At 64.1% G+C, this 14,286-nt stretch carries 15 protein-coding genes; 3 read left to right on the forward strand and 12 right to left on the reverse strand.

Going from position 1 to position 14,286, the window contains the following annotated elements:
* The first annotated feature begins 21 nt into the window (after nucleotides 1–21).
* Nucleotides 22–1,074, forward strand: a complete 1,053-nt coding sequence (locus tag AC1ROK_RS12880) for a GGDEF domain-containing protein (protein ID WP_492847442.1) — start codon at nucleotides 22–24, stop codon at nucleotides 1,072–1,074.
* A 280-nt stretch (nucleotides 1,075–1,354) separates the two neighbouring features.
* On the opposite strand, the gene aroA is transcribed toward AC1ROK_RS12880, so the two are convergent.
* The 11 genes from aroA to AC1ROK_RS12935 all read right to left on the reverse strand — a co-directional run bounded on the left by aroA (nucleotide 1,355) and on the right by AC1ROK_RS12935 (nucleotide 11,144).
* Nucleotides 1,355–2,638 (reverse strand): 3-phosphoshikimate 1-carboxyvinyltransferase, encoded by a 1,284-nt coding sequence (gene aroA / locus AC1ROK_RS12885; RefSeq protein ID WP_492847444.1) that lies wholly within the window; start codon nucleotides 2,636–2,638, stop codon nucleotides 1,355–1,357.
* 300 nt (nucleotides 2,639–2,938) lie between these two features.
* Nucleotides 2,939–3,319: a HesB/IscA family protein gene (locus AC1ROK_RS12890; protein ID WP_056000106.1), complete on the reverse strand. Its 381-nt coding sequence runs from the start codon at nucleotides 3,317–3,319 to the stop codon at nucleotides 2,939–2,941.
* Between the two features lie 53 nt (nucleotides 3,320–3,372).
* Nucleotides 3,373–3,789 (reverse strand): SUF system Fe-S cluster assembly protein, encoded by a 417-nt coding sequence (locus AC1ROK_RS12895; RefSeq protein WP_492847446.1) that lies wholly within the window; start codon nucleotides 3,787–3,789, stop codon nucleotides 3,373–3,375.
* Nucleotides 3,790–3,843: 54 nt separating this feature from the next.
* Entirely contained in the window at nucleotides 3,844–5,064 is a 1,221-nt protein-coding gene (locus AC1ROK_RS12900; protein ID WP_492847448.1) for a cysteine desulfurase, read from the reverse strand.
* Nucleotides 5,061–6,263 (reverse strand): Fe-S cluster assembly protein SufD, encoded by a 1,203-nt coding sequence (gene sufD / locus AC1ROK_RS12905; RefSeq protein ID WP_492847450.1) that lies wholly within the window; start codon nucleotides 6,261–6,263, stop codon nucleotides 5,061–5,063. Before sufD ends, AC1ROK_RS12900 begins: the two co-directional genes overlap by 4 nt.
* A 12-nt stretch (nucleotides 6,264–6,275) precedes the next feature.
* Nucleotides 6,276–7,025: a Fe-S cluster assembly ATPase SufC gene (gene sufC, locus AC1ROK_RS12910; protein ID WP_492848365.1), complete on the reverse strand. Its 750-nt coding sequence runs from the start codon at nucleotides 7,023–7,025 to the stop codon at nucleotides 6,276–6,278.
* 8 nt (nucleotides 7,026–7,033) lie between these two features.
* The gene (locus AC1ROK_RS12915; protein WP_492847452.1) at nucleotides 7,034–7,534 is read right to left on the reverse strand and encodes a cupin domain-containing protein; all 501 of its coding nucleotides are present in this window, start codon (nucleotides 7,532–7,534) and stop codon (nucleotides 7,034–7,036) included.
* Nucleotides 7,531–8,037 carry a cupin domain-containing protein gene (locus AC1ROK_RS12920; protein WP_492847454.1) on the reverse strand — a complete coding sequence of 169 codons (507 nt, stop codon included), beginning with the start codon at nucleotides 8,035–8,037 and terminating at the stop codon, nucleotides 7,531–7,533. The genes AC1ROK_RS12915 and AC1ROK_RS12920 overlap by 4 nt, the downstream gene beginning before the upstream one ends.
* Nucleotides 8,037–8,480, reverse strand: a complete 444-nt coding sequence (locus AC1ROK_RS12925) for a hypothetical protein (RefSeq protein WP_492847456.1) — start codon at nucleotides 8,478–8,480, stop codon at nucleotides 8,037–8,039. Before AC1ROK_RS12925 ends, AC1ROK_RS12920 begins: the two co-directional genes overlap by 1 nt.
* Nucleotides 8,480–9,979: a Fe-S cluster assembly protein SufB gene (gene sufB, locus AC1ROK_RS12930; RefSeq protein WP_492847458.1), complete on the reverse strand. Its 1,500-nt coding sequence runs from the start codon at nucleotides 9,977–9,979 to the stop codon at nucleotides 8,480–8,482. Before sufB ends, AC1ROK_RS12925 begins: the two co-directional genes overlap by 1 nt.
* 10 nt (nucleotides 9,980–9,989) lie before the next feature.
* Complete coding sequence (locus AC1ROK_RS12935; protein WP_492847460.1) at nucleotides 9,990–11,144, reverse strand: cysteine desulfurase family protein; 1,155 nt, start codon at nucleotides 11,142–11,144, stop codon at nucleotides 9,990–9,992.
* A gap of 311 nt (nucleotides 11,145–11,455) precedes the next feature.
* Here AC1ROK_RS12935 and AC1ROK_RS12940 point away from each other — a divergent pair, with 311 nt between their 5' ends.
* Both AC1ROK_RS12940 and tyrS read left to right on the forward strand, forming a co-directional pair.
* Complete coding sequence (locus AC1ROK_RS12940) at nucleotides 11,456–12,118, forward strand: alpha/beta hydrolase (protein WP_055049272.1); 663 nt, start codon at nucleotides 11,456–11,458, stop codon at nucleotides 12,116–12,118.
* 99 nt (nucleotides 12,119–12,217) lie between these two features.
* Nucleotides 12,218–13,474 (forward strand): tyrosine--tRNA ligase, encoded by a 1,257-nt coding sequence (gene tyrS, locus AC1ROK_RS12945; protein ID WP_492847462.1) that lies wholly within the window; start codon nucleotides 12,218–12,220, stop codon nucleotides 13,472–13,474.
* A 275-nt stretch (nucleotides 13,475–13,749) separates the two neighbouring features.
* On the opposite strand, the gene AC1ROK_RS12950 is transcribed toward tyrS, so the two are convergent.
* On the reverse strand, nucleotides 13,750–14,199 hold the full coding sequence (locus AC1ROK_RS12950; RefSeq protein WP_492847464.1) for a universal stress protein: 450 nt from the start codon (nucleotides 14,197–14,199) through the stop codon (nucleotides 13,750–13,752).
* Between the last annotated feature and the right edge of the window lie 87 nt (nucleotides 14,200–14,286).

Consider the following 14,286-nt stretch of genomic DNA (forward strand, 5'->3'; position numbering starts at 1 on the left):
GGAGCCGGGCTTGGGGGAACGGTGTCAGAACAGGAATTCAGACGCGCCCTCGGTTATGCGAATTCAGCGCTGGACCTGCTGAAGCGGGCGACGATTCCTCCGTACCCACAGTTCTATGAACTGCTCTACACCTACGCCACCGGCATCAATCCCGCGCTGAACGCCCGCGTCAACGAGATCTTCCGCGGCGGACACCCGACCGCCGAGATCGCCGAGCGCCTCTACAACGAGTTCCTTCGCGCTCAGGATGCCAACGAGCGGATCTCCGGCGTATCGCAGCGGATGTCGAACCGCATCGTCGCCATCCACGATGCCATCGACACAGCCATGACCACAGCCGGCGCCTATTCGGCGTCGCTGCAGATCGCCAGTGGCGACCTCGGTTCGGGCGAGCTGGATGCCACCAGGCTGCGAACGCTGGCCAACGCACTGCTGGCGGAAACCCGCCGCATGCAGGATGCCAACCATCAGCTCGAGATGAACCTTGCAGCTTCGCGCGACGACATCGAAGCGCTGCAGCGCGACCTCGACGACGTCCGCCGCGAAGCGCTGCTCGACCCGCTCACCAAGGTCTATAACCGCAAGGCCTTCGACGACGGGCTGCGGCGGGCGGTGGGACGGGCCGAAGAGCATGGCGACCATATGTGCCTGATGCTGATCGACATCGACCACTTCAAGCGCTTCAACGACACCTGGGGCCACCAGACCGGCGACCAGGTGCTGCGCCTGGTTGCGATGACGCTCAAATCCAACATCAAGGGCCGGGATATCGCGGCACGCTATGGCGGCGAGGAATTCGCCGCGGTGCTGCCCGACACCGACCTCGAGGGCGCGGTGATCCTTGCCGACAACATTCGCAAGGCCATCCAGGCCAAGGAACTGCTGAAGCGCTCGACCAACGAGAAGCTCGGCCGCGTCACCGCGTCGTTTGGCGTCGCCATGTACCGCACAGGCGATACCCCCTCGAGCCTGATCGAACGCGCCGACCGGTGCCTCTATGCCGCCAAGCACCGCGGCCGCAACGTGGTGGTCGGCGAGACCGACCTCAAGGACGACGACATCGTCGCGGCTTAGCGGCTACGCTCTGTTGGGGAATGGGCCGAGGAGGGATGGCCTAGGTGGCCCCCCCTCTCTTGCGAAAACTAAGGACTTAGCTGCGCTAAGCCCAAGTTTTCGCTTTCTCCCCCGCCAAGGGGGAGAGTCCCGACTGATACTCCGGCGCAAGTGGAAGGCACGGATCATCTCCCCCTTGGCGGGGGAGAAAGCAAAATCTTAGGTTTAGCCGTTTGGCTAAGCCTTAGATTTTGCAAGAGAGGGGGCCTGGAGGGCACGATGTGCCTCGGCCATCCGGCTTCTACGCCGCCACCGTCTCCACCCCAAGCGAGCGCAGCGCGTCCCAGTACCCCGGATAGGTCTTCCCGACGCAGTCTGGATCGAGGATGGTGATCCCGCCGATCTTCAGCGCCGCCAGCGCAAAGCTCATGGCGATGCGGTGGTCCTCATAGGTTTCGATGCTGGTTCGCTCGTTGCGATGCTTGAGCTCGATGAGCCGCGGATCGGACGAAACCACCAGATCGTCGCCCTCCTCATGCGCAAGGCCTGGCCGGATGCGGTTGAGCTCAGTGGAGAGCGCCGAGATTCGGTCGCATTCCTTGACCCTCAAATTGGCGATGCCGACGAAGCGCACCGGCGTCTCGTTGAAGGCTGCGAGCACCGCCAGCGTCGGTACCGCGTCCTGCATCTGCGAACCGTCGATCACTTGGGGCATGCGCGGGAACATGCGGATCAGCCTGGCCGCCTCGGCGTCGGGCTGGGTGAACGCGTCCATCGGCACGCCAAGGTCGATCCTGCCGCCGGTCAGCGCTTCCGCCGCCCAGAGGTAGGTCGCCGCCGAGGCGTCGGGCTCGATGTGGAAGTCGGTCGCCTGGTAGCCGGTGGGCTGCACCTGCCAGGTCATCTCATCGAGCTGCTCGACGCTGGCGCCGAAGGCCCGCATCGCGGCAAGCGTTAGATTCACGTAGCCGCGGGCGTCGAGGTCCTTGCCGGTCAGCGCCACTTCGATCGGGCCTTCGCCGAACGGCGCCGCCATCAGCAGCGCCGAGACATACTGGCTGGAGAGCCCGCCATCGATCTCGACCCGGCCGCTGCCGAACGAACCGGTGCCGTTGATCACCACCGGGGGACAGCCAGTCTCGCTGCTCGCATCGATGCCGAGCGAGCGGAGCGCCACCAGCAGCGGCTCGATCGGGCGCTTGCGCATCGCCTCGTCGCCATCCACCACCACCCTGCCCTCGACCAGCGACACCGCGGCCGTCAGAAAGCGTGTCGCCGTGCCGGCATTGCCCAAGACCAGCGGCTCGGTCGGCGCCTTGAGCGTACCGTCGCTGGTGACGACGAAGCTCGTCGCATCGGGTTCCTCGACGCTGACACCCATCTGGATCAGCGCCCTCGCCATCAGCGCCGTGTCCTTGCTCTTCAGCGCCCCGCTGAGCCGGCTCGTGCCCTTCGCCAGCGCCGCCAGCAGCAACGCACGATTGGTGATCGATTTCGAGCCGGGAGGCGTGACCCGGCCGACCAGCGGATGATCGGGCGGCGTGATCGTCAAAGCCTCGAGCTTTGAGGAAGCGGCAGCGGTCAATGGAGAACTCCGTCACACAGCGGCGCAACGGCCGCACTCACTCCGGCAGGGCCGGACACATCGATCTGTCGATTGGGCCCGGGCGTCGCCGGGGTGAGGTTGAAGCAAGCCCGATGGATGTAGCGGATTGCGCTACCCTTTGCCAAGTACGTCGTTGTGACCCTGCCTTGGCCCCAAAACTGGATGTCATCCCAGCGAAAGCCGGGACCCGACTATCCTCTGGCGCAGACATAGAGATAAGTCCCAGCTTTCGCTGGGATGACACCGAGTGTGAGGAGATGCAGGAGGCAAAGCCTCAAATCAGGCGTGCGCCCGGGCCTCGGCCAGCGCCTTGAGGTCGGCCGGCTTCAACTGCACGCTCTCGCCGCAGCCGCATTCGCCGGTCTGGTTCGGGTTCTTGAAGGTGAAGCCGGATTTGAGGATGTCTTCCTCGAAATCCATCACCGTGCCGAGCAGGAACAGCGTCGCCTTGGGCTCCACATAGACGTGGACGCCCTTTTCCTCGATGTGGTCGTCGCCCTTCACCGGCTCGCCGACATAGGCGAGCGTGTAGGATTGGCCGGCGCAGCCGGCATCCTTGATACCAACGCGCACGCCAACCACGGGCGTGGCGCTATCCTCGATGATCTCGTTGATGCGCTCGACGGCGGCATCGGTCAGGCTCATGATCTTCAAAGGCATCGGTTGCGGACCTTCATCGTAACAAGACGATATATAGACCTAAAGCGCGGAACTTACCACCAGTTCAGCGCCACCTGGGCTTCTTCGCTCATGCGCGAAGCGTCCCATGGCGGATCGTAGACCATGTTGACGGTGACGTCCTGGATGCCCTCGACATTGCGCGCCGCGTTCTCCACCCAGCCCGGCATTTCGCCGGCCACCGGGCAGCCCGGCGCGGTCAGCGTCATATCGATGGTCAGGTTGCGGTCGTCATCGAGGTCGACCTTGTAGATCAGGCCGAGCTCGTAGATATCGACCGGAATCTCCGGGTCGTAGACCGTCTTCAGCGCGCCGATCAGGTCGCGGGTGATCCGCTCCACGTCGTCGGCGGGAATCGCCGCGCCGACATTGGGCGTGATACGAGGCGCGTCGCCGGCATTCGGCTCGGCGACCTCGACCTCAGGAGCAATCTCGTTCACTTCGTCAGTCATGTTGTTTCCTTAGTGAAACGGCTTCGCGTCCCCAGGCGATCCCGCTTCGCGCCCTCAGGCAAAAAAACTCCGCGCTTTTTCGATACCCTCGACCAGGGCGTCGATATCATCCTTGCCGGTATATAGGCCGAAGGAGGCCCGGCAGGTAGAGGTGACGCCGAACCTTTGTAGCAGCGGCATGGCGCAGTGCGTGCCGGCACGTACTGCGATGCCGTAGCGGTCGAGGATGGTCGAAACGTCGTGCGCATGCGCGCCCTTCACCTCGAACGAGAAGATGCCACCCTTGCCCGGTGCGGTGCCGATCAACCGCAAGGAATTGATCCGCCCCAGCCGCTCCATCGCGTAACCGGTGAGTTCCGCTTCGTGCGCCTGCGCCGCCTCGCGGCCAATGCCCTCGACATAATCGATGGCGGCGCCGAGCCCGATCGCCTGGACGATCGGCGGCGTCCCGGCTTCGAAGCGGTGCGGCGGCTCATTGTAGGTGACGCTGTCGCGGGTGACGGTATCGATCATCTCGCCGCCGCCCTGGTAGGGCTGCATATCGGCGAGCAAGTCATAGCGCCCGTACAGCACGCCGATGCCGGTCGGGCCATAGAGCTTATGGCCGGTAAAAACGTAGAAATCGACGCCGAGGTCCTGCACGTCGACCTTGAGGTGTACGGCGCCCTGACTGCCATCGACCAGCACCGGTATCTTCCGAGCGTGGGCGATCTCGACGATCTGTTTGATCGGCGTCACCGTACCCAGGACGTTGGACATATGGGTGATCGCCACCATCCTCGTCTTCGGCGACAGGGCCGCCTCGAACGCGTCGAGGTCGAAGCTGCCGTCGTCACGCACGTCGACCCACTTCAGCACCGCGCCCTTGCGCTCGCGATGGAAGTGCCACGGCACGACGTTGGAGTGGTGCTCCATGATCGAAAGCACAATCTCGTCGCCCTCCCCGATCCGCGGACCGAGGAACGACGCCGCGACAAGGTTGATCGCCTCGGTGGCCGAGCGGGTGAAGATGATCTCTTCCGGCCGGCTGGCGTTGAGAAACCGCCGCGTCGCCTCGCGCCCACCCTCGTAGGCTTCGGTCGCCCGGTTGGCGAGCGTGTGGAGGCCGCGGTGGACGTTGGCATAGGCGTGCCGGTGCGCCCAATCCATCCGGTCGAGCACCTGGTTCGGCTTCTGTGCCGAAGCGCCGCTATCCAGATAGACCAGCCGGTTGCCGTGGATCTCCTCTTCGAGGATCGGGAAATCGGCGCGGATCTTGGCGAGATCGAAACTCATTTGCCCGCCAGCCATCCCTCGATCACTGCGGTCAGCGCCTCGTTCAGCGCCTCGTCCTCGATCGGGTCGATCAGTTCGGCGAGAAAGGCGCGCACCAGCATGGTCTCGGCGTCCGCCTTCGCGATGCCGCGGCTCGTCAGGTAGAACAGCGAGTCCTCGTCCAGCTGGCCGCAGGTCGAACCGTGGCCGCAGACCACGTCGTCGGCATAGATCTCGAGCTCGGGCTTGCAGAGGATTTCCGCTTCGTCCGAGAGCATCAGCCCCTGGCTCATCAGCTTGGCGTCGGTCTTCTGCGCATCGCGCGCCACCACCAGCCGGCCCTGCACCACGGCCTTGGACCGTCCGCGGGCGATCGACTTGAACAGCGGCTTCGACGAAGTGTGCGGCACGGCGTGCAGCGCATCCATGGTGATGTCGGCGTGCTGGCCCTCGGAGACGAGGTTCAGCCCGGTGATGTCGGCATGGGCGCCGGCGCCTTCATAGCGCGGGAACAGCTGCGTCCGGCTCAACGCCGCGCCGGCATTGATGATCAGAGTCCTGAGCTGCGCACCTTCGGCGAGATGGTACTCGTTCGAGGCGAAATGCGTCGCCTTGGCCGCAGCCAGGTTCACGGTGATGTGGGTCACCTTGGCGTTCTTGCCGAGCGCCAGATAGGTGGCGTGGTTGCCGAGGTGCGCTTGTTCGCTGCCCGAATAGGTCTCGACGATCACCGCGCTGCTGTCGTCGGCGACGAAGATCTTCGCCGCGCTGGTCGAGTGCCCGGCGGCGCCTTCGGTGCGGCGATCGATCTGGATCACCGGATCGACCGACCCGTCGAGGTCGAGCGTCAGGCACTCCTTGGTCAGCGCCATGTTGAGACGCGTAACCACATCGTCACGTGTCGTGAGCACGCCGCCTGCCGCCTTGCCGACGATGACGCCAGCCGGCGCCGTGCCGGTCTCCTGCACCACGCCATTGGCGATCATCAGTTGGTAGGCGCCGGCGACGCGCAGCGCCGGAGCGCTGGCTTCGGTCGCGGCAGCAGCCAGTTCCGGAACCGCCCGCAGCAGCTGCTTCAGGTCGGTGTAGTGGTACGCTTCGACGCGCCGCGTCGGCAGGCCGGCGCCGGTCAGGCGCTCGGCTTCCGCAACCGCACCGGCGGCCGTCAGCTGGTCGATGAGCTTCAGTTCAGCCGGCCCGAGCCGGACGGGGACATGCATGGTCATCGGTCCTTATGCCGCCGCTTCGTCGAAGCCGGCATAGCCCTTGGCTTCCAGTTCCAGCGCCAGCTCCTTGCCGCCGCTCTCGACCACGCGACCGTCCGAGAACACGTGCACCACGTCCGGCACGATGTGGTTCAGCAGCCGCTGGTAGTGGGTGATCACCAGCATCGAGCGGTCGGCATCGCGGAGCGCGTTGACGCCCTCCGACACCACCTTCAGCGCATCGATGTCGAGGCCTGAATCGGTCTCGTCGAGGATGCACATCTTGGGCTTCAGGAGCGCCATCTGCAGGATTTCGGCACGCTTCTTCTCGCCACCGGAGAACCCGACGTTGAGCGCGCGCTTCAGCATGTCGCTGTCGATATGCAGCGCCTTGCCGGCTTCCTTGACCGCCTTCATGAAGTCCGGCGTCGACAGCTCGCCCTCGCCGTTGGCCTTGCGCTTGGCGTTCAGCGCCGCCTTGAGGAAGGTCATGGTGGCGACGCCGGGGATCTCGATCGGGTACTGGAAGGCGAGGAACAGGCCCGCCGTGGCGCGCTCCGACGGCTCCATCTCGAGGATGTTGACGCCATCGAGCAGCACTTCGCCGCCGGTGATCTCGTAATCTTCCTTGCCGGCCAGCACATAGCTCAGCGTCGATTTGCCCGAGCCGTTGCGCCCCATGATCGCATGCACCTCGCCTTTCGGGACGATCAGGTTCACGCCTTTGAGGATTTCGCGTTCCTCGATGCGCACGTGCAGGTCGCGGATTTCGAGCATGGGGGTGGTCATTGGTGTTCTCCGATGTCTTCGCCGTCCCAGTAGTCGAGGGAGGCATCAGCCTGGCCGATAATGTCGAAGGGCTTTTTCCCATCGCTCTGCCGGCTGAAAGCAGCAAACTTGTTCGAGTCCGGGTATTCGACCACTTCGCTCTGCGCCTTGGTCGAAACCCCGTAGTAGCGGAGCGTCACTGCCCCGGTATTGATGATCTGGTGCGCCACCTCGCGACCGCCCGCGGGTGCGCCAAGCACGTCGCCGGCCTTGATCGGGTAGCTCTCGGCGCCGAACCGATAGGTCCCCTCACCCTCGAGCACGATGAACAACTCGTCCTCGACGTGGTGGTTATGAAAGGGGCAGCCGGTCTTGCCGGGCGGCACTTCGTTGTAGCTGATGCCCATGCCCGTCATGCCGATCTGGCGGCCGAACGAGGCATCGGTCGAAGCGTATTTCGTGCCCTTGCTCCAGCTCTCGAGCTGAAGGTCGGCGATATTGACGATGGGGCGGCTCATTTATCGCCCCCGATGTCTTCGCCGTCCCAATAGCCGAACGGCGTCAGCTTGCCGGCGGTGCTGAAGATCGACATCGGCTGCTTGTCGTTGCCATGCGCGATGTCGACGGCGATCCGTCCGCTGTCGGGGTACTCAGTCACATCGGCCCGGCCGTGATTGGCGAAGGCGATGTAGCGCAGCTCCGCGTCGCTGCTGTTGATGATCTGGTGCGCTTCGCCGCCGGCAGGAGCGCCGATGCAGTCGCCCGCCTTGATCGGCAGTCGCTGCTCGCCGACGCGATAGGTGCCGGTGCCCGAGATGATGAAGAACAACTCGTCATTGCCGTGATGCCGGTGGAACGGCCAGGCGGTCTTGCCGGCCGGCACCACATGCAGCGTCGCGCCGATCTGATCGGTACCGATCGCCGCGTCGATGTCGTTGAGCCCCACCTCAAAGCGGTTGCCCACCTTGAGCCAGTTCAGCTCAAGGTCGGCAACGTTGACGATGTTGTGGGGTGCGCTCATCACGCGTCCTCGCCCTTGCGTGCGACGGAATCGCCGTGCTCCTGCCCGGATTTGTAGTCTTCTGCGGCCTTGTCGGGATCGCTGGTGCGATCAAGCACCACAAAGAACACGATGCAGACGAGACCAAGCCATCCAAGTAGCGCGAGCAGCGCCAAGTCTGGGGCCTCCACTGTATTGCCGACGACGGCGGCAACCACCCCTCCAGCAGCCATAGCTACAATCGCACCAAGGATCACCAGCCACCCCTCGAGCGCCACGGGCCTTGCCAGCCGGAAGCGCCACGCGAAACTGACGGGAAGGAAGCGATCTCTGACCAGATTCTGTGTCGCTATCTTCGATGGTTTGATACCGAAATCCTCGGATGTCAGCTGCCGAAAGTACGCGAACCAATACCGCTTGGTCGCGCCCTCAGAAACTCCCCAAGGTTCGGTACGCTTGGTCATCAGCCGACGCTGCCCTCGAGCGAGATCGAGATCAGCTTCTGCGTTTCGACCATGAACTCCATCGGCAGGTGCTGCAGCACGTCGCGGACGAACCCGTTGACGATCAGCGCCACCGCTTCCTCTTCGGAGAGGCCGCGCTGCATGCAGTAGAACATCTGGTCGTCGGAGATCTTGCTGGTCGTCGCCTCGTGCTCGAACACGGCCGTGGCGTTCCGGCTCTCGATATAGGGCACGGTATGCGCGCCGCACTTGTCGCCGATCAACAGGCTGTCGCACTGGGTGAAGTTGCGGGCGCCCTTGGCCTTGGCGTGCGCCGAGACCTGCCCGCGATAAGTGTTGTCCGAATAGCCCGCCGCGATGCCCTTGGAGATGATCCGGGAGGTGGTGTTCTTGCCCAGGTGCAGCATCTTGGTGCCGCTATCGACCTGCTGGTAGCCGTTCGAAATGGCGATCGAATAGAACTCGCCCGACGAGTTGTCACCGCGGAGGATGCACGAGGGGTACTTCCAGGTGATCGCCGAACCGGTCTCGACCTGGGTCCAGCTGATCTTGGAATTGTCGCCGCGGCAATCGCCACGCTTGGTGACGAAGTTGTAGACGCCGCCCTTGCCGTCCTTGTCGCCCGGGAACCAGTTCTGCACCGTCGAGTACTTGATCTCGGCGTCCTTGAGGGCGACGAGCTCGACCACCGCTGCATGCAGCTGATGCTCGGCGCGCGCCGGCGCCGTGCAGCCCTCGAGGTACGAGACGTAGGCGCCTTCGTCGGCGATCAGCAGCGTGCGCTCGAACTGGCCGGTCTTGGCCTCGTTGATACGGAAATAGGTCGAGAGCTCCATCGGGCAGCGGACGCCCTTGGGGATGTAGCAGAACGACCCGTCGGTGAAGACTGCCGAGTTCAGCGTGGCATAGTAGTTGTCGGACACCGGGACCACCGAGCCGAGGTACTGCTTGACCAGGTCCGGATACTCACGGATGGCTTCCGAGATCGAGCAGAAGATGATGCCCATCTTCTCGAGCTCGGCCCGGAACGTCGTGCCGACCGAGACGGAATCGATCACCGCGTCCACGGCAACCTTGGGCTGCTCGATGCCGGCGAGCAGCTCGCGCTCCTTCAGCGGCACGCCGAGCTTCTCGTACATTTCGAGCAGCGCCGGATCGATCTCGTCGAGGCTCTTGGGCCGGTTCGAGCTCCTGGGCGCCGCGTAATAGTACATGTCCTGGAAGTCGATCTTGGGGTAGTGCACCTTGGCCCAGGTCGGCTCGTCCATGGTCAGCCAGCGCTTATAGGCATCCAGCCGCCACTCCAGCATCCACTCCGGCTCGTCCTTCTTGGCCGAAATGAAGCGGATCGTGTCCTCGTTCAGGCCCTTGGGAGCCTTGTCGACTTCGAGCTGAGTTTCGAACCCGTACTTGTATTTCTCGACATCGAGCGCGAGTACCTTCTCAACGGTATCGTCCTCGATCTCTTCCTTCAAAGTCGGGATGTCGTAACGGGCCATCGTCTTCTTCCTATGCTGCGACGCCGTGGCGAGCGCGATGACGCCCGACGACTTCGCCAAAACCCTTCAGATAAGCCTCGACGTCCTCGATTGAAGAGGACCAGCCGAAGCTCACACGCATTGCACACTCGCCGAGCTCTGCCGGCACACCCATGGCGGCGAGCACATGGCTCGGGCCAACCTTGCCCGACGAGCAGGCGGAACCCGATGAAACGGCGAGACCGGCAAGATCCAGCCCCATCATCGCCACCGCATTTTTCAGCCCCGGCACCGCGAAATTGGTCACGTTGCCGATCCGGTCGACCTGCTCGCCGAAGACCACGAGGTCGGGCGCAATCAACCGCATACCGTCTTCGGCCGTCCGCACCAGCTCGCTGACATTGGCCTGGTAGAACCGCTCGGCGAAAACCTCCGCTGCTGCACCGAACCCGGCAATCGCCGCCGCCGACTCCGTGCCGCCGCGCCGCCCGCTCTCCTGCCCCCCGCCGGGGATCAGTCGAACCTGGTCGGCGTGGCCCTTCATCAGCAACGCGCCGATGCCGGCCGGACCGCCGATCTTGTGGCCGCTTACCGCCATCATATCGGGTGCGCGCGAGGCAAATTCGAGCCCCACCTTGCCAAAGCCTTGCACCGCATCGACAAAAAGGTAGTGCGGGCTGGGGCCCACCAGCACTTCGATGCGATCGACCGGCTGGATCACGCCGGTCTCGTTGTTGACCAGATGCACCGCCACCAGCAGCCGCATCCCCACGAGGTCCGCCGCGGCCAGCGCCGACGCGATCTCCTCGATCTTGATCACCCCGTCGGTATCGAGGCCGACCTTCTTGATCGGCAGCCCAGTCGCCTCCGCGGCCTTGAGCACCGCCGCGTGCTCGCCTTCCGACACGACGATGGCGTCGACATTGAACGCCTTGGCGCCACCGACGATCGCCTGGGTGATCGCCTCGGTCGCCGAGCCGGTGAACACCACCTGGTCGCGCTCGGCTCCGGCGAGCCGCGCCACCTGGGTGCGGGCCTTGTCGATCACGGCGCGCAGCGCCCTGCCCTGGGCATGAACGGACGAGGGGTTGCCGACGAGGTCGAGCGCACCGATATGGGCAGCGCGGGCCTCCGGCAGCAACGGCGCCGACGCATTGTGATCGAGATAGATCGCCTGTCGCGCCATAGAACCGAGACCTGCCTCTTCCGCTTCGAAAGGCCGCCTGCGACGCCTGGGCGCCGCACGTGCCTGAAACAAATCTTGAAATCGGGCGCTCACTTTCTCTACAAGGAGCGCTCACCAGCAACCGGAAGCGGTTGGACCACCAATTGCCGCCTTCGAAAACCCAGTTTAGAATTATTCGAAACTGGAGTTTTCGGCCCATGTTTTAGGCAGCGGCGCAGCATTCGTCAAGCCGAGAGACCGGCCCGCGCGCGAGGCATGAGCCCAGCGCATAGAGGTTCGGCAGGGCCAAGAACGGTCAAGGAAACGACCTTATGCCAGAAGTCATCTTCAACGGACCCGAAGGCCGCCTCGAGGGGCGCTACCAGCAGGGCAAGGATCCGAACGCTCCCATCGCGATCGTGCTTCATCCGCATCCGCAGTTCGGCGGCACGATGAACAACCAAATCGTCTACAACCTGTTCTACATGTTCGCCCAGCGCGGTTTTTCGGTGCTGCGCTTCAACTCGCGCGGCGTCGGCCGCAGCCAGGGCCTGTTCGATCACGGCATCGGTGAGCTCTCCGACGCCGCCGCGGCGCTCGACTGGCTGCAGTCGCTCAACCGCGAGTCGCGCGGCTGCTGGATCGCCGGCTTCTCGTTTGGCGCCTGGATCGGCATGCAGTTGCTGATGCGCCGCCCCGAGGTCGAGGGCTTCATCTCGGTGAGCCCGCCGGAAAACCTCTATGACTTTTCCTTCCTCGCCCCCTGCCCGTCTTCGGGCCTGATCATTCACGGTGACAAGGACCGCGTGGCGCCGCCGCAATCGGTGCAGAAGCTGGTCGACAAGCTGAAGACCCAGAAGGGCATCACCATCGAGCAGCAGCAGGTCGAGGGCGCCAACCACTTCTACGAAGGCAAGATCGACGAACTCACCGAACGCTGCGCCGACTATCTTGACCGGCGCCGCGCGGAAATCGCGGCGGGCAAGGGGCGCTAGCCATACGCCCCGGACCTCCTCCTTCGGAAGGCTCGGGATGAGGTCCTCATGGGGGTAACGTACCCCATGACGAGCCGGTCGATTACATAGGGCAAGCCGATGGCCGCCAAGTTCAAGTCCGATTTCCTGAACGTCCTCGATCAGCGAGGCTTCATCCACCAGATCTCCGATCCCGAGGGCCTCGATGCCCTTGCGGCCAAGGAACGCATCACCGGTTACGTCGGCTACGACGCCACGGCGACCAGCATCCACATCGGCAACCTGATCACGGTGACGATGCTCTACTGGCTGCAGGAAACCGGTCATCGCCCCATCAGCCTGATGGGCGGCGGCACTTCGATGGTGGGCGATCCGAGCTTCCGCGACGATCAGCGGAGCCTGCTCAGCGTCGAAAAGATCAAGACCAATATCGAGAGCATCAAGAAGGTCTACTCGCGCATCCTGCGCTATGGCGACGGCCCGACCGACGCCATCATGGTGGACAATGCCGACTGGCTGCTGAAGCTCAACTATGTCGAATTCCTGCGCGATGTCGGCCGCCACTTTTCGGTCAACCGCATGCTGAGCTTCGACTCGGTGAAGCTGCGCCTCGATCGCGACCAATCGTTGAGCTTCCTCGAGTTCAACTACATGATCATGCAGGGCTACGATTTCACCGAGCTCAACCGGCGCTACGGCACGGTGCTGCAGATGGGCGGCTCCGACCAGTGGGGCAACATCATCAACGGCGTCGACCTCAGCCACCGCATGGGCGGCCCGCAGCTCTATGCGCTGACTACCCCCCTGCTCACCAAGGCGTCGGGCGAGAAGATGGGCAAGTCGGCCTCCGGCGCCGTCTGGCTCAACGGCGAGCTCTTCAGCCCCTACGATTTCTGGCAGTATTTCCGGAACACCGAGGACGCCGACGTCGGCAAGTTCCTCAAGATCTTCACCCGCCTGCCGCTCGCCGAGATCGAAAAGCTGGCGGCGCTCGGCGGCTCGGAACTGAACGAAGCCAAGAAGGTGCTGGCGACGGAAGTCACCGCGATCGTCCATGGCCGCGAGGCGGCGGAGCAGTCGGCGTCGACTGCTGCGGCCACCTTCGAGGCCGGAGCGCTCGACCTGTCGCTGCCGACCGCCGAGGTCTCGAAGTCCGACTTGAGCGCCGGCATCGGGCTGCTTGCCGCGCTGGTCACGGCCGGTCTTGCCGCGTCCAACGGCGAGGCGCGCCGGCATATCCAGTCGGGCGCGGTTCGCGTCAACGACGAGCCGGCAACCGACGACCGCGCCACCCTGGGTACGGCCGCCTTGCTGCCGGAAGGCGTGATCAAGCTTTCGGTCGGCAAGAAGAAGCACGCCCTGCTGAAGCCGGTTTGAACGCTGCCTTAACTGGCCCCCGACCTTTCCACCTCCACGGTGTCACCCCTTCGCCGAGGTGACACCGGGAGTGGGACGGTGCTGTGCGCGCCAACGTCCGCCCGGCTGCGACGACGTTCGAGCCGACCCACGGCAATTGCCCAACACTCGGTGTCATCCCAGCGAAAGCTGGGACCCATTTCGCAACTCGAGCCACCGGTGAACTGGGTCCAGCTTTCGCTGGGGTGACTGCCGGTGGGTGAGGTAAGTTTGGATGCCCTACCCAAGCCTGGGCCTCAGCGCGTCACCAGCACCGGGATGCTGGTGTGCGCCAGCACATTGTTGGTCTGGCTGCCGAGCAGCAGCCGGCCAAGCCCGCGGCGCCCATGCGACCCCATCACGATCAGGTCGGCGCCCACCGAGTTGGCGGTCGAGATGATGCCGTCCGCCGGAAAGCTGTCATTGACGTACACGGTCTTGGCGGTGACGCCGGCAGCGGCGGCCGCTTTTTCAGCCTTGCTGAGCAGTTCCTTGGCGGCCGTTTCCTGCGCCTCGAGCAGTTCCGGAATCGGATCGAAAGCCGTTCCTGCCACAGTGGCGTAGCCGCCACCGAGCACGGCCGTGGGCTCAGTGACCGTGACGATGGTCACCGCCGAGCCGAGCGCCTTGGCGAGACCGAGCGCATGGTCCAAAGCGCGCGAAGCGAGTTCCGAGCCATCCGTAGCGACGAGAATATGTGCGTACATTTAACGTACCTCCAAACCATTATGTGGAGATCGTAAGCTGTTGCGCCAACCTATACTTTGATCGAAATCAACCTGTCCCGGACGGCC

The organism is Devosia sp. GW821-FHT12F11 (assembly GCF_058806655.1).